The following is a 25,483-nucleotide window of genomic DNA, read 5'->3' as shown; positions in this document are numbered from 1 at the left end:
AAGGATGCAGTTCAATCCTTCCCTGTAGGCCTCAAGCTCGATTCAAAATCTGGACGCAATTACGCCGAGGCGTAATTGATTAGCCTTCAAATCGTATTGCTCGGTTTCGCAAAGGAACCGGTCATTTCAGTCAACAAGGGAGAATTGAATAGATGCTCGCTAGGACAAACTTGTTTGTATTAGGCCCCAAACAGCCAAAGGATTTAAAAGTATTAACAAGTAACAGCATATATACAAGCGGAATATAATAGATTAATGTATAGATGAAAAGTTAACAAAACATTCACAAAACAAAAGCGGATGTGGTAGACTGATAATAAGTAGAATATTCAATAAAAGGGAGGGAGAAAGATGCTATCAGTACAAAGGATGACACCCTTTTTCACAAGCCAAGAAGATTACCGTCTCCGTCTCGTATTTGCCTACCAGTATTTCTCCATCATAAAAGGAGGAGACGTATTTCAATTCATTCCATCGGAAGGAAAAGAAATCGTTGTCAATATGAGAAGTTTGCAAGTTGAAAATCTAGGAGAAGTATTTGTTTTTCAACGTGGGAATCGCTTTATACGCTTGCCACTCTACCAGTTGCTTCTTATTTCGGATCTTCACATGCATCTAACAGTTATCCTAGAAGGGAAGATGGGGATCGAATCACAAGAAAAAATGCCGGAAGTGATATCACTTGAAGCTGCAGCGATTATAGAACATTTAGAGGCGGAAAACAGAACGCGTATGATTGATTATGCGCTCGAAACAGATGACATACAATTATTCGATGAACTGACGGAAGGACTGCAGCAAAATTGAAAAATGAAACTTGAAACACACCTGTCGTTGGACGTTAACGGTAGGTGTTTTTTTTGTCTTTAATCCCAAGTGTTATCTATTCTCTCACACTATCAATTACGCCTTGGCGTAATTGCGTCCAGATTTTGAATCGAGCTTGCTCGATTGACTCCTTTCAAAATCTGTGACATCTGCCGGAGGCTTACCTTTGTTCAGCGGGCGTTTGGACACACGCTGAACAGGAAAACAAAACCGCATTCATCTTCCACCTATGGAGGTGAGAGTCTTCTGCTGAATAAAGATTACAATAACAAACCTGTCAAACAGAATGAAAAGGGATAATCTCCTTCAGAAACAACAATTCGACCATTGTCGATTTCCCGGGAAATAAGAGAAACAACATTTCCCATAATTTTTTTTACTGTGCTCTTTTATAGAAGGATAGACAAAAAGTTCGTTTCTTAAACAGTGAAAGAGGGGTTTCCGTCACTTGCAATTCCCTAAACTAGTAAACTGGACATAATTTTAAGCCTTCAAACATTGCAAATCTCTCAATTTTTGCTAAAGTAAGCATAGGAGTAGTTGTGACTTCAACAAATTCAGCCATAGTTAGCAGAAGGGGATTACCGCAATGTTTTTTGATTTTAAGTTTTGGCAATTCTTGACGAATCCGTATAAATTGGCGGACCAACTTCAAAATTCGAAGATGCGCGGTTTTAAAAAGCGTTTCTTATTCGTATTTCTAATCGGAGTCCTCTTATTCGCACTACGTGATATATGGGGCATGAATACGGAGTCTATTACATCGCTCCTTTCGACGATGACTACAACCGATTATACAATTGCAAGATATGTTTCACTGCTGGGCGCAATACTTTGGGCACTTATTTATATGGTATTTCATTTCTTCGGATTTGCTTACATACTAAGTCGATTAACTGTGATTCCATTTAAAAAACTAATGCCGTTGCAATTGCTTGTAACAGGTATTCTATTGCTCGAGAAAGCGGTTATTTTCTTTGTGTTCACAATGAAAGGGGCAGCAACTAGCGTGTCGTTTCTATCTTTCGGACCGCTTGCAGCAACTTTTCTTAATAACTGGTACATCATTCTTTTCCTCAATCAATTGACAGTGACGACCGCGATTATCATCGCACTTCAATATCAATTCATCCGTTCTTATACGGGCGGTATTGAACGTAAAGGGTTTTTCTGGGTTCTGATAGGAATACACGTAGCAATGGCACTCATTGTAGCAGCTGTTGGATTTATCCCGCTGGAAGACTTATTCCATTCCCTCATAGAAAGGGGTGTCGGCAATGAGTAAAGTAAAGAATATTGCTGTAACCGTTGCAATCAGCTCGTTTTTGGCAGCAAACTTCTATCTGCTCTTTTCTGATAAAAGCGTCATCACCAAATCAGTCTATGTTGATCAATTTGAACGAATGACAAGCAGTGATTACCAGGAGAAACTACCAAAAGAAGGATTTGTTGCGCCAGTTGAAACGTATACGGTCTACATTGACGGAGAAGATACAGTCGATTCTTGGCTCGTAAAAGAAGGTGACCCTGTCACGGTCGGGGATGAAATCGCGATTTTGCAAACAGAGCGTGCAGAAGGTCAACGTGCTGTCTGGGAAGCAGAACGTGATGCGCTTCTACAGCAGTACTATTCGGTACAAAGCATGATTTCCACTTTGGAATCCGAACGCCAAGATGCACAATCCGATAGTTCATCGAACGTCAATCGACAAGACAATGTCTCAGAAGGTGCAGAAGAAACCAAGCTTGAAGTCGGTTTGAACGTGGATGTCAATGTCGATGTGAAACAGGATGGATCTTTTGCGCAGGCAATTGCAGCGGCTGAACAGGACTTGGCAGAAATCGAACGTCAACAAACGGTTATCGAAGCACAGCTGGCCCAAAATCCGGACAGGCCCGCATTGATTAGCCCTGTGGACGGTGTCGTTTCCAAAGTGACCCGTATCGGTTCCACGCTTGCTGTCGATATTTTTAGTTCACAAAAGGCGATTGTCACCTATACGAAAAACGAAGAATGGCTAAAAATAAAAAACGGTGACCCAGTAATCATTCAAGGAGCGGGCTTCGAAAATGCTGTGGAAGGAACTGTGCTATCCGTTTCACAAGCACCTGCTTTGGACAATGAATGGCTAAATGCATATAAGGCACTTGACGATACACAGGTTACGAATCCGCTAAGCTATTATGAAGTTCGTATTTTAACGGACGAGGCAGTAGAATCTGTTCCGTACGGATCCAACATCAACGCAGTTGTTATCGTCAATGAAGCCACGGATGCCATCTCTGTAAAAGAAAAATGGCTAAATGACTTGTATAAAGAAAGTGCGTCTGTATGGATGATTAACAAAGAAGGACGTGCCGAAAAAAGAGATGTAAAAACCCCGTTTGCGTGGGAAACACGTGCGGTTGTGACGGAAGGTCTAACACTTGGTGATGTAGTACTCGAGGAACCATCGCTGGTGGAGTATGTATACGAACCAAAAGTGTTTCTACCGATACCTACCGACTTGCCTTCAAAGAAAGAATGGAGAGCATTCGGATGGAGAAATTACGTGAAATATATACTAATTCGATGAAGTACGAACCTCGCAATTTGCGGGGTTTTTTTCATTGTTTAAAACACATAGATTCATAAACTGTAATCTGTTTGTAACAGTTTACATGTTTCAGATGTGAGTGAAGGGGTATTTTCTAGACTAGCAAGCCAATTAGCTTTTCACAAAATTCTAGGAGGCGTTATGAAATGGTTACAAGACATGTAGTGGGACATTATCATACTGAGGCTGAAGCAATTGCAGCCATTGAAGATTTAAAAAGACAGGGTTATGGATCAGATGAGATATCGGTCATGAGTAAACATTCGGAAGACGTCGAAGCCATTGCAGATGAAACAGGTACACATGCAGCTGACGGTGCAGCAACAGGAGCGGCAACCGGTGGAATTCTTGGCGGCCTCGGTGGTGTTCTTGCTGGAATCGGTGCACTCGCCATTCCAGGAATCGGTCCAATCATTGCTGCCGGACCAATTGTAGCTGGTATCACTGGTGCAGCTGCTGGAGCGGGAGTCGGGGGACTTGCCGGCGCACTTATTGGTATGGGTATCCCTGAAGAAGAAGCGACACGATACAACGATTATTTCAATGAAGGCAAAATACTTGTGTTGGTAGACGGCGATTACACGCGTCCGGACGATCCATATCGCCCACTTATCTAACTAGGAATATCAAATGCTATCAAAAATAGATGCGATGTGTCGTCAACTAATGACGATCCATCGCATCTTTTCTATTTTATCCTGGTATTTTTCTTATAGAGAGAGGTGTGATACGGAGTGTGGATTGTAGATCGCTTGGCGCTCTGGGGATGCCTTTCGCCATGAGCCTGGATTGGCGCTTCGCATCCAGTCTCACGGCTTCGGAGACCCCTTGTCGCGCCTGCGCTGGAGTTTTCCATTATTGAAAGAGTTGCAGGTTCAGTGTGTGGATTGTAGATCGCTTGGCGCTTTGGGGATGCCTTTCGCCCTGAGCCTGGATGAGCGCTTCGCATCCAGTCTCACGGCTTCGGCTACCCCTTTGCCGCGCCTGCGCTGGAGTTTACATTATCGAGAGTGAGTTGTGATTCGGAGTATAGAATTTATACCGCTTGGCGCTTTGGGGATGCCTCTGGCCCTGAGCCTGGATTAACGCTTCGCATCCAGTCTCACGGCTTCGGCGACCCCTTTGCCGCGCTTGCGCTGGGGTTGTTCATTAAAGAGGGAGTGATTTTGAGATGTATGGACTGAGATATAATGTGTGTACTATTTGATGCTAATTTCATTTAAGAAGGACGCACTAAAGGCTGCAAATCTCACCCCCGACAACGAAATGCTTTCTAACAAGACCATCCAGCGAAGGCGCGACTTCGTGGTAGCCGAAGCGATAAGACTGATGGAGGGATGCAGTTCAATCCCTCCCTGATCTTCTTTTGGGCTTATCGCGGGAGGCATCTCGGGCACTGAAGAAGTTCTTTTTTATAGTAAGAACTAGTTGATTGTAGTGAAGAGCGGCGACTCCAGCGGGAACAGCTAGGAAGAGAAAGAAGTTCACTCTTCCCTGGCTGAAGACCCCGCAGGAACGCAGTGACGAGGAGGCTGAAGCCGTGCCCGCGGAAAGCGTCCGCTCGGAACGGAAATCAACGGGAATGAAGGAAATCGGACTTTTTAAGTTGCTTCGGAGGCATCCACAAAGCGGTATTATTGGGATTTCCAACTCTATCCATTGTATCGGGACACATATTAATCGCCGTAGCAATCCCCGATAACGAAATACGCTTCTTACATCTCTCATCCAGCGCAGAAGCGGTATTAGCAGAATCTCTAACTCCATCCTGTGCCGAAGCAATATCAGCACAATCTCCACTCCATAAAGTCCCATTGAACGATTTATCACAAAGTGTATTTTGTATCATTACCACACTAGTAAACTTATGGTAAATTAATGGTGTTACACTATTCTGACTAATTTGGCAAAGGGGGACTCAAATTTGAAGAAGAACACGTTCACTAAGCGGTTCAGTGCTTTCTTGGCTATCGCAATGATTCTATCATTACTGACACCGTTTTCAGCGTCAGCAAATGCAGAAACAGCAAGTGCACTGCCATTCAAGCCAGAAAATGCTAATGAAAGCATCATGCAACAAAAAGCGGCCATCGCGGAACAACTAAACAGACTTGAAGGCGGTTCCAAGCTGCACAAAGACCTACAAGGATTAACAGGAAGTGAGCAAATAGCCATTATTGTTCACCTATCCGAAAAACCCGTAGCCCTCGAAAAGGGGATCAAAGAGCTACAAGGGGAAAAACTTTCAGCAACAGAAGCAACTGCGATAAAATCAAAAGTGAAAAACCAACAAGCAATGGTGAAAAAAGAAGCTCAAATTAAAAACATTAAAATCAACGAGAAATTCGTCTATGATACGGTCCTTAACGGTTTCGCTGCAACAGTTAAAGCCGAAGACCTCGAAAAAATGCTCGACCTTACCGGCGTTACGCTAATCGAGCCGGATACGGAAGTCCACGCATTCGAAGAAACAGTCACGCCTGTATCCGGAACAGTCGATGCGGCAATGGATACAAGCATTTCTTTCCTCGGAATCGAAAAATTATGGGATGAAGGCATTGAAGGGCAGGGGATTAAAGTCGCGGTGCTCGACACGGGCATCGACAAACACCACCCGGACTTTGCTGGAATTTATAAAGGCGGCAAGAACTTTATACCCAACTCTTCCACATATACGAAAACGCGTGCAGCGGACGACGCATCAGAAACACTACCGTCTGAACGTCCTGCAGCAACGCCTGAATTCAATGCAAGTGGAAGCGCTTTCTACACGTCTCACGGTACGCACGTAGCGGGTACAATTGCTGCAATCGGAGACAATCCATACAATGTTAAAGGGATTGCACCGAAAGTAGATTTATACGCATACCGCGTTCTGGGTGCGTACGGCAGCGGATCCACATCTGGAATCGTTGCAGCCATTGAAGAAGCAGTGATCCAAGAGATGGATATAATCAATCTATCACTTGGTGGCGGAGCAAACTCTGAAACAGATTCAGGCTCATTTGCCATCAATAACGCAATGATGGCCGGAACAATTTCAGTAATCGCAACAGGTAATTCTGGCCCGAACCGCGGGACAATGGGGACACCTGCAACAGCGCGACTTGGAATTGCAGTCGGGAATACAACAAATCCTGAAGCGCATTTCGACAGCAATGTAACAGTAACCGTTGGGGACTACAAATTATCAAAAACAATGAACCTTATGGGAACGACATTCGGAGTAGATCTAGCTTGGCAATTAGCAGATGAGTACGAAGTCGTAGCAATACCCGGAATGGGTACAAAAGCCAATTATGCAGGCCTAGACTTAAATGGAAAAGTAGCACTTGTCTCACGTGGGGAAATTGCCTTTGTAGACAAAATTGATGCAGCAAAAGAAGAAGGCGCAATTGCGGTCTTGATTCATAACTTTGCTGGCGGCTCAAATGCGCCACTTGCATCAGGCACGTTCCTTGGCGATGCATTTGAATTCATCCCAGCGTACGACTTGTCTCAAACAGATGGCGAAGCAATTCGCGCTGCGCTTACGAATGGACAAGGCACAGTAACATTCTCAGGTTTCAATAAGACCATAACAATCGGTGACGAGGTAAACGCATCTAGTTCACGTGGTCCGTCAACGCCGAACTTTGATATTAAACCGGACGTCAGTGCATCTGGAACGAATATCATGTCAACAATTCCAATGTACAAAGACGACAACCCAACAGCAAATTATGACCAAGCATTTTCACGTAAAACAGGTACTTCGATGGCAACACCGCATATAGCGGGTATCGCAGCACTAGTTAAACAAGCGAATCCTTCTTGGAACGCGTTTGACGTGAAAGTTGCTTTATCCAACACAGCAAAAGTTTTGGACACAGCTAAGTATGATGTCATGGCGCAAGGCGCGGGGCGTGTAGACGCTTATGCGGCAGCACATCCATCTGCACTTGCTTATGCAATCGATACAGCAGTACTCGACAATAGCAATGCAGTGGTCGAAAACAAAAAAGGGACAGTGACATTCGGTCCTCAAGCCATTAAAGAAGGCAATATCTCTGTGACAAAACAGATTCTTGTGAAAGACGTGAAAGGCAGCGGCGGAACGTACAATGTAGCAGTCGATGTTACGAAATCCTTCGCAGACGCACAAGTAACGGTCGACAAATCTTCATTCACATTGAATGGTGAGCAATTACTGACAGTTACATTGACAGCTTCTCAACAAGCAAATGCGGTAGCGGGTTCTGAACTGCTTGGTTATATCCAAATCACAGGCGGAGACACAGAGATTTCATTGCCATTCGCAGCGGATTTCAGCGGAGTAGCTGCCGTACAATTCAAAGACTTTGAAATTACGGAAACGGACTTGTCATTTGACGGGGACGGTGTGCAAGATGAGGCAATGCTTTCCTTCACTGTAACAGGTGATCTCAACGCGAACTACCTAGAAATTTGGGATATCATGAATCCAGATGGCGGCGAATTCGGTGACGGTTACATCGGTTATCTCCATGCGGCGGCATCACTACCAGCAGGTTCATACCAGCTAGGTGTGAAAGGGCAGTATAGACCTTGGACTTCGGGCGCAGCATTGACAACCATTCCCGATGGATTATACACTTTTGATTTCACAGGAGATACGGTTTCAGGTACACCACCTATCGTCAACGGCTACGTCGGACCGATTGTTGTAAAAACAACGCAACCGGAAATTACAGGTTCGGTAATAAACGGACAAGCAACTGGGCAAGTGACAGACAAATACCTGGACTACAACGCGGAACTCGCAAAATATGGTCTAAACTATGATATTAATTCAAAACTGAAAGCAACTTATATTTTAACGCAAAATGGCGTAGCAGCAGAGCCTGTAGAATTTAAACTGGCTGCAGACGGCTCGTACTCATTCTCTGCACCTGCATTTAACGCGACAACGGACTCGCTTAAAGTAGTGATCAACGATGCAGCAGGAAATAGCGGTGAAGAACTGCTCGTCGGCGTCCCATCTGACGAAGTAACAGTCACTGTCAACACCGAAAACCTAGCACTTGAAATCGGTGCGACGGAACAAGTAACAGTAACTGAAACGACAACAAAACCGGACGGCACGAAAGAAGACAAAGACGTCACGCAAGGTGCAACATTCACGTCTGCTGATGAAACCGTAGCGACCGTCGAAAATGGTATCGTTACAGCAATCGGTGCAGGTACAACAGACATCACGGTCAGCTACAAAGAATTTACTGCAACGATTGCTGTTGAAGTAGCGGCAATAACGGAAGTTCCAAAACACTTAGTAACGGAAGATGAAATCGCAGGTCAAGTAAATGATAAAAAGGCAAAAGAAATCCAAATCACAGTTTCGCCGTCCGAACAGGAATCCACAATCGAATTCAGTGCTGCAATCTGGCAAACGATTGAAAAATCCGGTAAAAACCTAGTCATTACAAAAGGCGAAGCTTCATACAAATTATCGAAAAAAGCGATCGGAAAACTAGGGAAAGAAGCTGGCGGTGACGTGACAATCACACTCAACACGGCTGAGGCGTCATCAATCGCAGATGCGGTTTCCGAAAACTTCACACTTGGTCTAGAAGGTGGGAGCGGAGAGAATCGATTCGCATTGACTCATTTCAATGAAAAAATCGAAATCAACCTTCCAATCGACGAAACCAAAGTGAAAAAGACAAACAAAGTCGCTGTCCTCGACCTTCATTCGAATGAAACTTATAAAGCAAAATACAAAAACAATACACTCGAATTCGAAACAAAAGGTGCGGGTAGCTTCGTAGTAGTCAATGACTAACTATGTAATACACCTTCCAAAGAATTGCACATAAATCTTTGCTGTATGCTTTCCAATTAAGTAGCTGCAGTTGCTTGGAGTGCAGGAGCGAAGCGACGAGGAGGCTGAGGCAACGCCCGCGGAAAGCGAGTGCTGGAACGGAAAGCAACAGCCCGTATCATAGGTTAAATTCTTAAATTCATCTTATTACAATATCGTTTTAAAAAAGTGAGATTCCAATTCATCGTATCGGAATCTCGCTTTTTTATTTCCAATAAATTAATGAGTAACCATTGAAAAAAAGGGTATTAAGTAGTATAAGTAGAATTACTATTAATCAGAAAAGGAAACTACTGAAAAGGATGTGCCTATATGGCTGACTGGAATACAAAAGCATTCGAATTACTCGAAAGAAAGCCGAAACAACAAAACTGGGGCGCTAGAAGAGCGGCAAAGGATAAGAAGTATATAACATCATCAGCCTCCGTAAATAATTACATCGTACTCGACTTTGAAACGACAGGATTAAGAGCAGGTGCGGACAAAATCATTCAAATCGGCGCCATAAAATACATTGATCATGAAATGAAAGACATGTTCAATACATTCATTAATCCATACCGTCACATACCACTAGCAGTTACACACCTTACAGGCATTTCAAATGAATCAGTTCAACGGGCGCCAAGCATAGAACAAACAATTGACGAACTGCTCGAATTCATCGGAGACCTTCCGATTATCGCCCACAATGCCTCATTCGATATGGGTTTCCTGTATGCACTAGACAGCATAGAAGGCATCACAATCCCGTCGTTCACCGTCATTGACACCGTCAAACTAGCTCGGAAGAAAATCACACAAACACAAAACCATAAGCTCACAACATTGACCGAGTTTTTGCAGCTCGAACACGATGCGCATGACGCAATCGGAGACTGTCTCGCCACCGCCGCAATCTACCAATACTGCACGCAAAGTCATTTATAATAAACCCCCGCATAATCTGCTAAATCAGCAATAACGGTTAGCAGGTTTTGCTATGATGAAAATATGCATAAAGAAATGGGGCAGTGCGATGAAAAAAACTGTATTTGCCATCTGTACAGCGCTCGTGTTGAGTTTGGTTTTCGGCATACCTATGGGAGAGGCAGCAGTCAAAAAGCCAACCCGCCATGTAGGACTCCATGACCGATTACTCGACTTTCAAGACGTCCGCGTCATCGACAATGACATGAAAGTACCACTGAAAGACATCGCAAAAGTGCTATATCTTACAGTGGAACAAGAATCAGACATCACCCACATCCGAAAGAACGGCATCGAACTCAGCTATGACGACACCATGAAAAAAACAACGAAAAACGGCATAGAACTCAAATTTACACCCATTGTAAACGTCGACGGCGAGCTCTTCATCAGCGTCAAAAACATCGCCCGCGAATTTGGATTCAAAGTACAATACTTCCCCAACCTGCAGACCCTGCGCATTTATCGAGACGACTACAAGCACATGAACGCTGAAACTTACGAAATACACATTAAAAAGTTGTTGGATGAAAAACACAAAGTCAAACCACCAGCAAAACCGCCAGTAGTCAAAACGCCAAGTAAACCACCAGTAAAATTGCCAGTAGTCAAAACACCTATCAAACAACCCGCAAAATCGGAAACAAATGTCTACTTAACCTTTGACGACGGCCCCAACAAATTCACCACTATCAATAACGCCACACTGAAAAAATACAACACACAAGGTTCATTCTTCTTCCTAGGAAAAAAGATGATTGACAATGAAACCATTGTTAAAGCCGTCGCCAAAAACGAAAACTATATCGGCGCGCACAGCATGACGCACGACGCCAAAAAAGTATACAAAACACCAAAAGCATTCATCGGTGAAATGAACGAAGGCACGAAACTCATCCACAAAATCACAGGACGCAACGCCAAACTGCTCCGCGTCCCATATGGCAGCAAACCACACGTCACACCCGCCATGCAAAAACAACTGAACAAATTCGGATACAAAATGTGGGACTGGGACGTCGACTCCTTAGATTGGAAATACACAGACAAAGAAACAAACACCATCATCAAAAACGTCCGCACCGGCGTCGAAAAAGCCTACAAATCCGGTGACCGCAACATCATCATTTTAATGCACGACCGCAGCCAAACAACAAAAGCACTACCGCAAATCATCGAATGGCTGCAAGATGAAGGCTACACCCTAAAAAAATACGAACCCGACCACCACATCATCCAAAACTTCCTACAAGACACAACACTCTAAACAACCACCGCCTCGCATCCCGGGGCGGTGGTTGTTTGGTGGAATAAACTCGTACGCGCCCGCTCACATATGCCATCCAACCGCTCAAACCACACCAATCCCCCCAAACAAACTCCCCCAAATTCCACCAAAAATCCAAAAACTCAGCTATACTAAAACAAACAGCTCCACAAACACCCAAAACCAAAATCACAAAGGTGTCCGTCACCAAACAAAGAAAGAAGGCCACGAACATGTGGAAAATATATGCACTCCTGACCACCGCAATGCTAATCTGGGGATTCAACCTACCGCTCCTCAAATACCTGCTTCTATACGTGGGGCCCGTCACCATGACGACATTCCGACTCTTGCTAGCGGGAATATCCGTCTTCATCATCCTGGGCGCATTCAAACTGCTACGACTGCCAACCAAAAAAGAATGGAAATATATCATCGGGGGCGCAATGCTCAACGTCGTCCTCCATCACTACTTCCTAAACATGGGCCTCGTCCGTACATCTGGCACAAACGCTGGACTCATACTCGGCTTAGGCCCCGTCCTAACAGCAATATCGGTTTCGCTCATCATGCGTATCTCACCATCTAAAGTTCAATGGGTCGGCTTCATCGTCGGCCTCGGCGGCGTTAGTTCAGTCGTCCTCGCAGGTGGGGGACTCGCCAGTCTTGCACTTGGCGATGTATTCATATTCGTCTCCATCGCTACACAAGTACTGTCATTCCTAGTCATCGCCAAAGCGGCCAAAACACTCGATCCGCGCATCATGACCGCCTATATGATGATTGTCGGTAGCGCCGTTTTATTCATCATCAGCCTGATTCAAGAACCCAGTGAAATCAAAGCATTCGCCACCGTTCCGCCTATGTTCTGGCTTGGCTTCGCGACAAGTGCTGTAATCGGTACAGCCGTCGGACACATGCTCTACAATTACTCTGTCGGAAAAGTTGGCCCGTCGAAAGCCGCCATCTTTATTAACTTCAACACCCTATTTTCATTACTCGGTTCGGCACTATTCCTTGGTGAAATCATCACCTATCGCCATCTTTTAGGGTTCGTCTTAATCGTCGCCGGCGTCATTTTAGGATCCGGTGCTGCCGAAGAACTATGGAAGAAACGGCGCAAAAAAACTGAAGAAAATATCCAGTAAACGTCCGCACAACAAACTATCCGCCGTCCAACACACTGGGCGGCCTTTTTCATCCAATTAACCGTCCGAAATGTTTCCCTCTAATCCTGCATATACTTTACTCACCAATTAAAAAAAGACGGCCACCCACTCAACCCACGCCGTCACCAAAAAGGGGGAACCAATCGAATGGCACTCACCATCAACCCGCGCGTCCAGCAAATTGAACTTTCTGGCATCCGCAAAATCTCTAACCTACTTCCAAACTACCTAGATGCCATAAACCTGACCATCGGACAACCCGATTTCCCAACACCCGAAGCCGTCAAAAAAGCCGCCAAACAAGCCATCACGGGCGATAAAACCGGCTACTCCCATAACGCAGGCATGCTAGAACTCCGAACGGCAGTATCCAATTTCTTCACCCAGAAATACGGATTCACCTACAATCCACAAACGGAAATCATCATCACATCCGGCGCAAGCCAAGCGATGGACACCGTATTTAAGACCATTCTCGAAAAAAACGACGAAGTCATCGTACCCGCGCCCATCTATACCGGCTACGAGCCGCTCATCACACTCGCCGGCGCAGTTCCGGTCTTTCTCGACACCACAACAACCGGCTTCATCCCGGATCCCAAAGAACTCGAAAAACGCATCACTAAACAAACAAAAGCAATCATCTTCAATTATCCATCCAATCCAACAGGCGTCACGATTCCACGCAAGACAATGGACGAACTTGCCGCCGTACTCGCCAAACACGAAATCTTTATCATTTCCGATGAAATCTACAGTGAAAACATATTCGAAGGAGAACACCGCTCATTCGCCCAGTACCCCGAGCTAAAAAACAAACTCATCCTCATCCATGGCCTATCAAAATCGCATTCCATGACAGGCTGGCGCATCGGCTTCCTGCTCGCCGCCGAAAATTGGATGCAGCAAGCCGTCAAGGTACACGCCTACACCATTCTTTGCGCAAGTGTTCCATCCCAGTACGCAGCCATCACCGCACTGACAGACTGCCAAAATACACCCGCTGCTATGAACCCGGAATATATTCGCAGACGTGATTACATCTACAACCGACTCACCACTATGGGACTGCCAACCGTCAAACCGAACGGCGCTTTTTACGCCTTTCCTTCCATTAAAGAGTTCAACCTAACTTCCGAACAATTCGCCCACACACTACTCGACGAAGCCCGAATCGCCGTCGTCCCGGGTACAGCCTTCACTTCCTACGGCGAAGGACACGTCCGAATTTCCTACGCCTACGCCTTCGACCAACTCGAAATCGCCATGAACCGCCTAGAAAACTGGGTAACCAACTGGCGCAACAACGAACGCCATATTGTCCCGGATCCACCACTTATGTAAGAGATACTATTAAACTGTTGAAATTTACAATTACTTCATAGTCTATTTTTGATAAATCTGGTAAGGTAGAATAAACAGTTAATTATGTTAGCAAACTACTTTATCAGGGGGCCGACACATGTCTAAAAAATTGTATTTATCAACCGCTGCGGCTGCAGCGGCAATGGCAGTAATGATAGTACCAGTAGCGTCTGCAGACGAAATCACATTCACCGACGTATCCGAAAAGTACGAAAGGGCAGTAGCATTCCTTTTCTCGAATGGAATTACGGAAGGGTCTAATGAAACGAAGTTCGGCACGGAAACAACCATCAAACGTATCGATGCAGCTGTTCTAATTGCAAGAACAATCGGGTACGATGAGTCTAAAAAGTATAAAGATGCAGGTTTTACAGATGTTCCAAAACGAGCAGAACAGGCTGTCAATTTATTGGTGGAACTTGGGGTTGTTGATGGTAAAACAAAGACGAAGTTTGGCTCTGATGACAAATTGACACGAAACGAGGCTGCAAAACTGCTTGCAAGTGCTGGCCTGCTGGATGTTGACAGTTCTGTTGCGAAAACGAAATTTACTGATGTCAATAAACGATTTGCCCCATTCGTTTCGGCACTAATAGAAGGGGGAATCACACAAGGCAAGTCTGAAGTGAGGTTTGGTGCCGAAGATCCATTGAAACGTGGTGAACTTGCACTATTCATCGACCGTGCAAAAGCGCATTTCGGCTTCATGGATCTAGTGGTTATGCATATGAACGATTCACATGCCTACCTTGATAACTTCCCTTACGTTGCTACGGCAGTGAAAGAAACCCGTGCAAAAAATAAAAACAACGTTCTTCTCCATGCAGGTGACGTGTTCTCCGGAGACTTGTACTTTAATGCATTCAAAGGACAAGCGGACGTTGAACTCATGAACCACCTGGGCTTTGATGCAATGACATTCGGAAATCATGAGTTTGACCTCGGTTCTTCTGGAGAAGGCCATCAAGCACTTGCGGATTTTGTGAAAGCAGCGGAATTCCCTTTATTGACAGCAAATATTGACTTCTCTAAAGACAAGTTATTTGAAGGATTACAAACAAAATCTGTCTCAAAAGAGTATGAAGATGGTCAAATTTATAACGGTGTAGTTAAGGATGTCAACGGCGAAAAAGTTGGTGTGTTTGGTCTGACTACAGAAGAGACGCCTTTCATTTCTAGTGTTGGGTCTGTTGCATTTAGCAATTACATTAAAGAAGCAAAAGCCGCTGTTAAAGCGTTTGAAGATCAAGGTGTCGATAAAATCATTGCGCTTACACATATCGGATTTGATGATGCAATTGTGTATGACAATGACAAAGAGCTTGCGAAGTTAGTAGAAGGAATCGATATTATAGTTGGGGGACATACGCACTCAAGCATTGCAGAACCGTATGTCTCGACTGAATTTGATGCACCAACCGTCATCGTACAAGCGAATGAGTACGCGAAATATCTTGGAACGTTAGACGTAACATTTAACCAGTTTGGAGAAATTACAATATATCAAGGTGAACTTTTAAGCACGGATGCGAGTGAAGGAGCTAGGGATAAAACTCAATATGAGGCCGATCCGAAAGCTATGGAAATTTTAAAACCGTTTGCTGATAAAATCGAAGAAATCAAAAAAGAGTCAATCGGTGTGGAAGCACTTGTGAAACTTGATGCAAGTCGTGATAATGACAGTTCTGGCACGGCGAGCATCAGACATAGTGAAATGAACCTTGGAAATCTGATTGCAGATGGCATGCTTTATTCGGCAAAAACGCTTGTTGATGAAAATGCGGTTATCGCTCTTCAAAACGGTGGAGGAATTCGTACCTCTATTGAAGCAGGGGCTATTACGACCGGAGATGTATTGAAAGTATTGCCATTCGGTAACGGATTAGCGACTGTCAAACTTACAGGTACAGAAATTATTGAAGTACTTGAGCATTCGGTTGCAGCTGATTTAAGAGGGGATGGAGGCCTTAAAGAGAATGGGGCTTTCCTTCAAGTTGCAGGAATGAAATTTACTTATGACAGCTCTAAGAAAGTCGGCGAACGCGTTCAGCAAGTTTCCGTCAAAAATGGTACTGACTTCGAATCGCTAAATAATGAAAAGGAATATATAGTTGCGACAAACATCTTCACAGCTAAAGGGGGAGACGGCTTCACTACGTTCAAAAAAGCATACGAAGAGGGCCGTGTATCAGAACCTGGATTCTTAGACTACAAAAACCTAATTGAATACATGACGACATTTGAAAATGGGGTAGAACCTAAAGTTGAAGGTCGTATTATCAATGTTAATGCAACTGAAAAAGAATAAGTAGAACCTAAACTGTCCGATTGGCTAGTAATGCCATCGGATGGTTTTTTTCTGTGAATTTGATATTTAATACAGTAAGTCAAGAGTTTACTAGATTGGGAATAGCTATGTATAAGAGCGGATTTGCATGGTTTAATTACTAAACTAGTAATATATAGGTAGATAGTTATATAGAAGAATATTACTATTTAATGTATTCTATGGAGAGTAATGCGTATTAAAAGGAGGAAATTGAGTGAAAAAGTGGTTACTCATCATATGCGTCGCATTGATGGCAGTTGTTCTTACTCCAATAAATCACGGGAAAGCCAGTGCAATAAACTTCACTGATGTCGGTTCGTCACATCGTGCACAGGCTGAAATATATTATTTAGTTCAAGGTGGTATCACAAGCGGTGTCACACCCACACAATTCTCCCCAAATCGGGAAGTAACACGCGGGGAAGCAGCAATCATGTTGGGACGATCGCTTGGTCTAAATGGGGAAAGAGTTAACACAAAATTCCCAGATGTAACATTAAACAGTTCCGCTTCAGGATACATACATAGACTTGTGAATCTTGAAATTATATCAGGCTACAAAAATGGGAACTTCAATCCCAATGACACCCTAAGTAGGGGGGAAATGGCTATCCTAATCAGTCGTGCATTTGAATATAACGCGAATTCAGTTAGCGTAGCGACGTCTACACTACTTAACAAAGGCATTGCGGAAGGTTTAGCTGACGGTTCATTTGGTGAATCTTTAACGATTAAACGCGCAGATTTTGCCGTATTCTTGACAAGGAGCATCAATGCGGATTTCCGTACAACGCAAAAAGAAACATTCGATGTAGACATGTTCGTGAATACGAAAAATGCTACCACGTTAAACGTTCGGTCAGGCCCGAATACATCTTATCCTTCAATCAGTAACGTGAGTACAGGAAAGAATGTAAAGTATGCTTATTCAGTTGGGGATTGGGCTTTCGTACAGTTCGACGGTAAAAAAGGATTTGTCCACACCGCATATATTCAAATTGACAAACCATCGACGCCAACACCAGCACCAACGCCAGCACCAACACCAACACCAACATTACCGGGCGGTAAAGCATTGAAAGACATTGTCGTCATTATTGATCCTGGTCATGGTGGAAGAGATCCAGGTGCTGTAGGAATTGGTTATTTAGAAAAGAATATGGTATTAAATATATCGAAAAAAATGAAAACATATTTTGATAAGACCCCTATTCAGGCTAAATTGACGCGTACAACCGATAAGTTTGTAGAATTATCAGGCCGTACTAATTTTGCAAAGGCGAATAAGGGAGATATATTCATATCTGTTCACACAAACGCTTTCAATGGTAGCGCAAATGGACAAGAAACGTTTTATTATGCCAAAACAGCTGCAAATAATCCGCATGTAAAAGAATCACGGGCACTTGCTAAATACATTCAAAATCGGATGTTGGAGGCATATAATCTTAGAAACCGCGGTGTGAATCCTAATAACTCTAAAGGAAATTTCGCGGTACTTCGTGAAAATACAATGCCGGCCGCACTAGCGGAAATCGGATTCATCGATAGCCCGAAGGATATTCAACAAATGAATACAGAGGCAGGTCGTGAAAAGATGGCTAAAGCACTTTTCCTGGCCACGCTAGACTATTACTTATACTATGAAAATAGGCAAGACATCATACCATTATATAATACGGTCAATGCTAAACCGAGCGGTAAACTTCATTAATCAGTCCCCCTACTTAGTCCACGACTAGCTGGGGGAGTTTTTTTATATCCGTAATACCATTACATATGAAAATGAGGGATTATATTGAAAAGTATCATCACCGCGGCATTTCTATTAATATTGACCGTATTACCTATCTCTGCGTATGCAGAAGAGCAAACAAATTATTTATTGTATTCTCCCGATGGGGACGTTGAAATTATTAAAAAGGCTTTCCCTGATTTTACTAGAGGATTCGAATTACTACCGATGGTGGAAGTTGCATTAAGTGATAAAGAACTTAAGAAGATAAAAAACAATGATACCAATCTGCAAGTTTTCCCAGTAAATAACTATGAAGTAGCTGAAATAAAGGAGACCATACCGGCACAATTTGCACTGATTAATGCGCTTCCTAAAAACACCTCGCCTTACACGGGAAAAGGTGTCAAAGTAGCGGTGCTAGATAGCGGGATTGATGTCAGTCATAAAGATTTGGAAGTGACGGGTGGAATTTGCGCATTGCCAATAGAGGCGTGTGCAGAGGGAACGCCCTATTCAGATGATTTAGGGCATGGCACACATGTAGCGGGAATCATCGCGGCAAAAAATAATGGAATTGGAACAATCGGGATTGCACCTGATGTAGAGCTATATTCCATAAAAATAATTGATAAAAAAAATAGGGGGAAAACTTCGGATATTATTGCCGGTGTAGAATGGGCGATTAAGAATAACATCGATATCCTTAATATGAGTATAACGACAGATAAGGATGATCCCGCACTGAAACTGATGATTGAAAAAGCCTATCGGTCTGGGATGATTTTAGTAGCTTCTGCGGGAAATGAGGAATTTGGCGATTTAATAGATTCTGTCCAATTCCCTGCTAAATACGCTCATGTTATTGCTGTTTCGGCTATCATGCAAAACAAATCCCGTCTTACTCAATCTTCAATCGGCGCGGAAGTAGAAATGGCTGCACCAGGCGACAAGATTAGAAGTACTTACCCAATTTCACTAGATAATGACGGAATCCGTGATGGTTATATGGAGTTATCTGGCACGTCAATGGCATCTCCGCATGTCGTAGGAGTCATTGCGCTTCTAAAAGAACGATTACCGGAAATTTCGAATACGAAGATGAGAGCTATTTTGGCAAACACAGCAGAAGATCTTGGTGTGAAAGGGCGCGATAAGGAATTTGGATACGGTCTTGTGCGTTATCCGATGTCAATTGAAGAAATTCCAATCGCATCCCATTATAGTGAACGTGGTAAAATCGTCGTGGAACTGTCAAATGCAGATCGAACCACGAACCGAAAACTTCAGGCGGGGGACGTTGATATAAAAGAACTCGAGCCGGGAGTGTGGGAATTATATCGGTTCAAGGGCAATCATAAGCTAACGCTGTCTTACCAAGGTGTAAAAGGAAAAGAAATGACTGAGCAGGTCAATGTTAATGTAGACACTGCCCAATACAAAGATATAAACCAAAATAAATGGTATATCGGACACATAGCATATTTGGCGTATAACGAAGGGATAAGCGGCTATTTAGATAACACATTTAGGCCTGACGCTCGCATCACACGTGCAGAAGCTGTAGTTCTGCTAGGTAGGACGCTTGGACATAACGGTGAGAAACGAAAATCTGTTTTCACGGATGTAAATCCGAATAGCTTTGCTTCAGGTTATATCCAATCTGCGGTTGAAGCAAATCTTGTCGCTGGTTTCACAGATGGTACCTTCCGTCCTGATGATGCCGTCACAAGGGCAGAAATGGCATTATTACTTCAACAAGCATTCCAGTTTCCCATTGATAAATCACGGCCTTCTCAATTTACAGATATGACTCCGAATGTAACAAGTTATGAAGCTGTTCGTGCATTAGCGCAAACGGGTATTATAGAAGGTTACCCGGATGGCACCTTTAGACCTCAAGAACCGATGACCAGAGCAACATTTAGTGTGTTTCTCGCTGGGGCGAAAAGACCCGATCTTTTCAATTGAATGACAAAAAGGCTCAACCATTACCTAAAAGGTGATAGTTGAGCCTTTTTGTCGATAAACCTCTGTTACGTGATTGTAATGGAACTGTAATCTAATAAAGGTCTACAATCTGATACTATAAAGCTATGAGATAGTATATAAGAACACAAACTAATAGATAAATAGACAAAAAAATTAACGCGGGGTGTAAATTTGAGAAGAAAGTTCATACTTGTCGTCCTTACGGCTTTACTACTAACAATCGCACCAGTCACACAAATGCAGGAAGTGAGTGCCGCAACACCAAACGAAGTTGTCACTCAAGCTAAAAAGCTACTGGGCATCAAATATGTCTATGGCGGAACGACAACATCAGGCTTTGATTGTTCCGGGTTCACAAGTTATGTCTATAAAAAATTAGGCATCAACTTGAATCGTACAGCCGCCGCACAATACAGTCAAGGGACTGCGGTTAGCAAAAGTGATTTACAACCGGGCGATCTTGTTTTCTTCGCAGGCACTGGTGGAAAAGGTAGAATATCACATGTAGGAATATACGTTGGCAATAGCAATATGATTTCGGCAACATCAAGCGCTGGAATTAAAATTGATAATATCGACACGAATCCTTACTGGAATCCAAGATATGCAGGCGCAAAACGTCTTGACTCTGTGACTAATACGCCAGTTAAATCGGCAGCACCAACACCAACACCAACACCAGAACCAGAATTAGCGCCAGTCACGGATGGCAACTTTGCTGACGTTCAGGTCGCCCATGCAGCTTATGATGCGATAAAAGAACTTAATGTAGAAGGAATCATCAGTGGGTTCCCAAATCAGGAATTCCGTCCCGAAGCACAAGTAAGCAGGGGACAAGCTGCCGCAATGGTAAATCGTGTTTTGGAACTAAAACCAAAAAGTAACGTTATTTTCTCGGATGTAGGAACAACACACTCATTTGCAAAAGACATTGCAGCGATGAATGAGGCAGGAATACTGGCGGGATACTCGAATGGTAAATTCGGTGTGAATGACCCATTAACGAAAGCGCAACTAGCGGCAATACTAGAGCGTGCATTCAACATTTCAGATTCCGTTGAAGGTCAAGTGAAAAGCGCATCAATTTATACAGATGTACCGGCTTCGTACTGGGCATATGATTCAATTGTTGCATTGAAGCTATTGGATAAGACGACGGTTTTCCAAACAGCAAGCTTCTCAATCGATGCCAACACAACACGTGCAGAATTCTCCGCAGCACTCTATAGCGTTAAATAAGAAATGGTATAGTTGTAAAGTCAGCTACAAATAGAAGGGAGTCGCTCGTTACGATAAACGAACGGCTCCTTTTCTCTATTTACTTCTCGTACACCCAAGGGGTAAACTGATAGACAAGTATAGTAATAGTGATACGATAATAATAGATTTAGAGTAAAGCTAGAAAGTCAGAGAAAAACTACAATTATACAGGAGGAAAGAAATGACTAGAATTAGTAGTAAATTATTTGCAACCTTGTTAGTAATATTTACCCTTTCAGTTGGTCTTTCAAACATTTCTGCAAATGCGGATGAATTGACGGGACGCTCTCTCGAACTAGAAATGCGGGAAATGATTGAAAAAGGATACTTGAGCGGTTATGAAGACGGAACGTTTCGACCGACGGAAAACGTAACACGCGCGCAGTTTGCGGCAATCATCGCCAGAGCGCTTGAACTACCAGAAGCAAATGGGAGTTTCAAAGATGTTCCGCCTACATCGAAATTAGCCTCCGCAATCCATAAAGTGAGCGGCGCGGGACTCATGGTAGGCTCCAGTGATAATACATTCAAGCCAAATGATCTCATCACTCGTGAACAAGTAGCACTCACAATGAAGAACGTATTGGATTATAGTCAAATGGCTACAGTAGAAAAACGAATCGAGTTCACTGACAGAAAAGATTTCGTCTCATCCGGCGGATTCCGCGCCGTACTTTATAGCATCAATTACAATATCATTAGTGGATTCCCAAACAACGCAAAGGATCCTAACACAACTTACCGTTTCGAACCAAAGTCCAACGCGACACGCGAACAGGCAGCAGCATTCATTTCACGCTTTTTAAAAGCGAAGGAGTCCTATGGCGGCCCGGTAACACCGCCTGTTACACCGCCCGTTACGCCACCTGTTACACCGCCGGTAACACCACCCGTGGATTCCAACTTGTACACATTAGCCACGATAGAGAATGGCAAACTAGTAAAAGCGACAAAAACATATAAAGAATATTTGGGTGCAGCTGATGATTTCAATAATACGGCTAAATACCAAGCAATGTATCGAGGCAATGAACTTGTACGAGTTAAAACAGGGATGGCTTTTGGTGATAATAAAACAGCGAGCGGAGCGAAAGAGAATACAGTAGTCTATTCTGACGCTGCATTCAAAAAGCAAGTAACGTATATAGAACAAGGCAGAGAAATGCGTTATCTTGGTTCGACCGACAACTATGTGAAAGTCCAAGTTGGCGCTACTGAAGGCTACGTGAAACACTCGCAAGTAGACCTGATCCCACTTGCATTAGTAACAAAACGAGACAATTATTCTGTAAGTCAATATGGAACGCTAATCCATAATATATATAATTACATGGGTAAATCATCAGCTTGGTATGCAATCGGACCGGCACCCGACTTTTTGAAGCAAGGGGTAGTCTACTATAGTCCGGACGGTGTCCACTTTATGAATGAAAAAGGACAAGGAGTAGGTACGTATTTCCCATATTTCCAGTACTTATCCGCACGTACAGTAACGAATTATACAGCTGAAGAGTTAAATGAATATATTATTGAGAAATTGACAGAAAGAGAAATTGTATCTCCTGTCAAGTACGCTAAAGCGAGTGAAAAGTCCAAACTAATTGGAATGGGAACTTTCTTCAAAACCATTGAAAAAGAAAGAAGAATTAATGCATTGATGATTTTGTCACTTGCAATTCATGAAAGTGACTACGGAATGAGCGAAACTGCTCAACAATGCAACAATCTCTTCGGTCTTTATAAATATGATTCATTGACTAAACTATGCCCGGATCAAGGGACGTTTAAATCGCCTGAATTAAGTGCAGTAGCCTTGGCAGATGCGTTCTTAAATCCAAACTATATTAATCCCGCTAGCGGCTTAGGCCGAAACCTAGGAGCTGCATTTGGTAATAAAACGACGGGCTTCAATGTCAATTATGCATCGGACCCGACATGGGGTGCGAAAGCAGGAGCTCATATGTATGAACATGATAAAGCAATGGGCGGGAAAGACCTCCATGAATACAGTCAAATCGCAATTACCAAATTTGACATACCGACCCGAGTTAGAACATCACCTGATGCTTCATCATCAGCTAACGTTTTGTTTGAATACAAAGCAAGAAATGTAGGTGTGTATAAAGGTTACGCTCCAGGAGTCGGCTATCCATTAGGCTATCCATTGGTCATAGTCGAAACACTTAAAGGAGCAGACAACTATACTTGGTACAAAGTCCTTTCGGATCTACAATCCGCTGAATACGGCTATGTGCGTGAAGACGTAGTTAACGTAATTAGCTATCCAAAGAAATAACAACAAACAATAAAAACCCCAGTCAATCAGAATTTAACTGATTGACTGGGGTTTTTTCTTTTACGGTAGAAACTACCTGCAGCAATAAAGTAGAACATAGGTCAAGTGTGGAAAACCGTACAACCAGTGCAATGTAGTTTTGATACAAATCATTGAAGCCTCCAAGTATCCTCCTACCATAAAAAAAAGCCCCCAATTGGGAGCCCATCAAACTATTCCTCTAGCAAATTCGTAACCTTCTCAATCAATTCCGCGTCTTCACTTTCCAAGTACCCAAGCTTCGCATCGATCATCTCATCGAAATACGCATTTCGTGGCAACTTCATCTTCTCCAACAACTTCTGCGTTTCCAGAAGATCCAATAACGTTAGCTGTGGATAGTCATCACCGGAAAACGTGCCATCCGGTCTCGCTTGATACCACAGATCCCCAGTTTCTCGGATCCATCCGCCATCTGCATGACCAAACGACTCAATACCCGTTATGACATGCTTTGCAGCTTCCATATACTTCTGTTCACCTGTATCGCTAAAGGCGGTCAATAAAATCTTCAAACCACCCAGCTCATGATTCAAGGAAGCATGCGTCACCGGCGTCTTCGGATCTTCATCGAAATAATCGACAATGAGATAGCCATCGCCAGCTTCGATGATTTCACCAGCTTCAATGCGAGATAGTAAATAATCCGCATAAACAGGTACGTACAGTTCTGCGCCTGTTACGTCGCCTTTAAACGTTTCGGCGGTCTTGTCCAAGAAGAACGACACGAACTCATTGTAGCGTGTATCCACATAGGGAGCACGTACACCATAAGCATTACCCAGCCAAGTGCTCGTATACTCGGAAGGCCAGCGCGTCCCTTCAAACTCATCGATATAGTAGAGCAGATTGATGCGTGAATTCAACACCATCGTTTCAAAAAATACAGAACCTGATTTCTCGTACCATTCTAGCGCCACGTCATCTTCAATCCGGCCGATGACACGCCCATAGCCCATTTTAGTAGCTGGCTCGATTGAGAAAGGCAACTTCGTGTAAGGGCCGTCCATCGTTAACCAGTTCAACTGAGAAACCTGATTATGTAACGCGAAATCGATATAGTCATCCTCTTCAACCTCGGAGGAGAAAAGAGGCTCTTCTGCTACAAGTATCCAAGACTCTGCAATTTTTCCACTTCCGACGCTCGCTGACCTTGAAATCGCGTCATCATTGACTTCTATATCTTGGAATTCACGGTCCAACTCACGAATCTTACTCGCATTGCCGTTTTCATACGCTTTCACCATCGCTTTTGAAACGTATTGGTTTCCAATAAGCAATTCAAGCGTATGATCTTCACCGGTAGCCGTAATCCTGCCGTAAGGATTGACCGTCGGATCTTCCCCGAAAACATTATGATGCGGGTGGTCAACCGTAACGGGATTCCAATTTTTCGTGTTGAGATCCACACCGGCTTTAAAGTCGATTGTGGTACGCATGTTAAACCCTATCAGACCATCATTCTCTAGCCGTTCAAAAAGGAAGACGGCCCCGTTACCTAACGTTCGTTCTACAATCGAATACGTTCCTATATCTTTGCCGAACAGTTTTACATCAAATTCCCGAATAACGTCAACTGTGTTTTCCATTTTCCGTGTCTTCTCCTCGGAAAAAACGGCCTTCGCTGCGGAAGATGTCGTAAGGGAGGCAATGTAATCATCCCCTTCGTAGACAATCGTCGTATCTTTTATGAAATTGGGCAAAACGGCGACACCCAAGACTACAACTAGCAACACTAGCAAACCAACAATCCATTTCTTCAATCGAAAACACACTCCCAAAATTGACTCCCTTTAAT

Annotated in this window: 15 protein-coding genes; 14 read left to right on the top strand and 1 reads right to left on the bottom strand. The window is 43.6% G+C overall.

The window, feature by feature from the left end; translation table 11 throughout:
- Positions 1 to 351: 351 nt before the first annotated feature.
- From AC1TO4_RS04220 to AC1TO4_RS04155, 14 genes are all read left to right on the top strand, one after another.
- Positions 352 to 807, top strand: coding sequence for a transcriptional regulator (locus AC1TO4_RS04220; protein ID WP_482101096.1), 456 nt, complete (start codon positions 352 to 354; stop codon positions 805 to 807).
- A gap of 610 nt (positions 808 to 1,417) precedes the next feature.
- Complete coding sequence (locus AC1TO4_RS04215) at positions 1,418 to 2,113, top strand: hypothetical protein (RefSeq protein WP_482104300.1); 696 nt, start codon at positions 1,418 to 1,420, stop codon at positions 2,111 to 2,113.
- Complete coding sequence (locus tag AC1TO4_RS04210) at positions 2,106 to 3,404, top strand: permuted SH3 domain-containing protein (protein ID WP_482104299.1); 1,299 nt, start codon at positions 2,106 to 2,108, stop codon at positions 3,402 to 3,404. Before AC1TO4_RS04215 ends, AC1TO4_RS04210 begins: the two co-directional genes overlap by 8 nt.
- 167 nt (positions 3,405 to 3,571) lie before the next feature.
- Positions 3,572 to 4,042 (top strand): general stress protein, encoded by a 471-nt coding sequence (locus AC1TO4_RS04205; RefSeq protein WP_482104298.1) that lies wholly within the window; start codon positions 3,572 to 3,574, stop codon positions 4,040 to 4,042.
- Between the two features lie 1,307 nt (positions 4,043 to 5,349).
- Entirely contained in the window at positions 5,350 to 9,225 is a 3,876-nt protein-coding gene (locus tag AC1TO4_RS04200; RefSeq protein WP_482104297.1) for a S8 family serine peptidase, read from the top strand.
- Between the two features lie 351 nt (positions 9,226 to 9,576).
- Positions 9,577 to 10,194, top strand: coding sequence for a 3'-5' exonuclease (locus AC1TO4_RS04195; RefSeq protein WP_482104296.1), 618 nt, complete (start codon positions 9,577 to 9,579; stop codon positions 10,192 to 10,194).
- 88 nt (positions 10,195 to 10,282) lie between these two features.
- A complete protein-coding gene (locus AC1TO4_RS04190; protein WP_482104295.1) occupies positions 10,283 to 11,500 on the top strand; it encodes a polysaccharide deacetylase family protein in 1,218 nt (405 codons plus the stop codon).
- A 233-nt stretch (positions 11,501 to 11,733) separates the two neighbouring features.
- Positions 11,734 to 12,648: a DMT family transporter gene (locus AC1TO4_RS04185; protein ID WP_482104294.1), complete on the top strand. Its 915-nt coding sequence runs from the start codon at positions 11,734 to 11,736 to the stop codon at positions 12,646 to 12,648.
- Positions 12,649 to 12,816: 168 nt separating this feature from the next.
- On the top strand, positions 12,817 to 14,013 hold the full coding sequence (locus AC1TO4_RS04180) for an aminotransferase class I/II-fold pyridoxal phosphate-dependent enzyme (RefSeq protein ID WP_482104293.1): 1,197 nt from the start codon (positions 12,817 to 12,819) through the stop codon (positions 14,011 to 14,013).
- A gap of 118 nt (positions 14,014 to 14,131) precedes the next feature.
- A complete protein-coding gene (locus tag AC1TO4_RS04175; RefSeq protein ID WP_482104292.1) occupies positions 14,132 to 16,342 on the top strand; it encodes a 5'-nucleotidase C-terminal domain-containing protein in 2,211 nt (736 codons plus the stop codon).
- Between the two features lie 235 nt (positions 16,343 to 16,577).
- Positions 16,578 to 18,077: an N-acetylmuramoyl-L-alanine amidase gene (locus AC1TO4_RS04170; protein WP_482104291.1), complete on the top strand. Its 1,500-nt coding sequence runs from the start codon at positions 16,578 to 16,580 to the stop codon at positions 18,075 to 18,077.
- An 84-nt stretch (positions 18,078 to 18,161) separates the two neighbouring features.
- Complete coding sequence (locus AC1TO4_RS04165; protein WP_482104290.1) at positions 18,162 to 20,069, top strand: S8 family peptidase; 1,908 nt, start codon at positions 18,162 to 18,164, stop codon at positions 20,067 to 20,069.
- A 192-nt stretch (positions 20,070 to 20,261) separates the two neighbouring features.
- Complete coding sequence (locus AC1TO4_RS04160) at positions 20,262 to 21,329, top strand: C40 family peptidase (RefSeq protein WP_482104289.1); 1,068 nt, start codon at positions 20,262 to 20,264, stop codon at positions 21,327 to 21,329.
- Positions 21,330 to 21,531: 202 nt separating this feature from the next.
- Entirely contained in the window at positions 21,532 to 23,646 is a 2,115-nt protein-coding gene (locus tag AC1TO4_RS04155) for an S-layer homology domain-containing protein (RefSeq protein WP_482104288.1), read from the top strand.
- 212 nt (positions 23,647 to 23,858) lie between these two features.
- Here AC1TO4_RS04155 and AC1TO4_RS04150 read toward each other — a convergent pair whose 3' ends face one another.
- Positions 23,859 to 25,448 (bottom strand): hypothetical protein, encoded by a 1,590-nt coding sequence (locus tag AC1TO4_RS04150; RefSeq protein WP_482104287.1) that lies wholly within the window; start codon positions 25,446 to 25,448, stop codon positions 23,859 to 23,861.
- Between the last annotated feature and the right edge of the window lie 35 nt (positions 25,449 to 25,483).

The organism is Sporosarcina sp. Y838, from assembly GCF_056786515.1.
The sequence above is the reverse complement of the archived record's forward strand: the minus strand, read 5'-3'. Positions and strand labels throughout refer to the sequence as shown.

Coding starts and splice junctions, on each gene's coding strand:
- AC1TO4_RS04175 (WP_482104292.1), top strand. CDS start 14,132: ATGTCTAAAAAATTGTATTTATCAACCGCTGCGGCTGCAGCGGCAATG.
- AC1TO4_RS04210 (WP_482104299.1), top strand. CDS start 2,106: ATGAGTAAAGTAAAGAATATTGCTGTAACCGTTGCAATCAGCTCGTTT.
- AC1TO4_RS04220 (WP_482101096.1), top strand. CDS start 352: ATGCTATCAGTACAAAGGATGACACCCTTTTTCACAAGCCAAGAAGAT.
- AC1TO4_RS04215 (WP_482104300.1), top strand. CDS start 1,418: ATGTTTTTTGATTTTAAGTTTTGGCAATTCTTGACGAATCCGTATAAA.
- AC1TO4_RS04155 (WP_482104288.1), top strand. CDS start 21,532: ATGACTAGAATTAGTAGTAAATTATTTGCAACCTTGTTAGTAATATTT.
- AC1TO4_RS04205 (WP_482104298.1), top strand. CDS start 3,572: ATGGTTACAAGACATGTAGTGGGACATTATCATACTGAGGCTGAAGCA.
- AC1TO4_RS04190 (WP_482104295.1), top strand. CDS start 10,283: ATGAAAAAAACTGTATTTGCCATCTGTACAGCGCTCGTGTTGAGTTTG.
- AC1TO4_RS04185 (WP_482104294.1), top strand. CDS start 11,734: ATGTGGAAAATATATGCACTCCTGACCACCGCAATGCTAATCTGGGGA.
- AC1TO4_RS04180 (WP_482104293.1), top strand. CDS start 12,817: ATGGCACTCACCATCAACCCGCGCGTCCAGCAAATTGAACTTTCTGGC.
- AC1TO4_RS04195 (WP_482104296.1), top strand. CDS start 9,577: ATGGCTGACTGGAATACAAAAGCATTCGAATTACTCGAAAGAAAGCCG.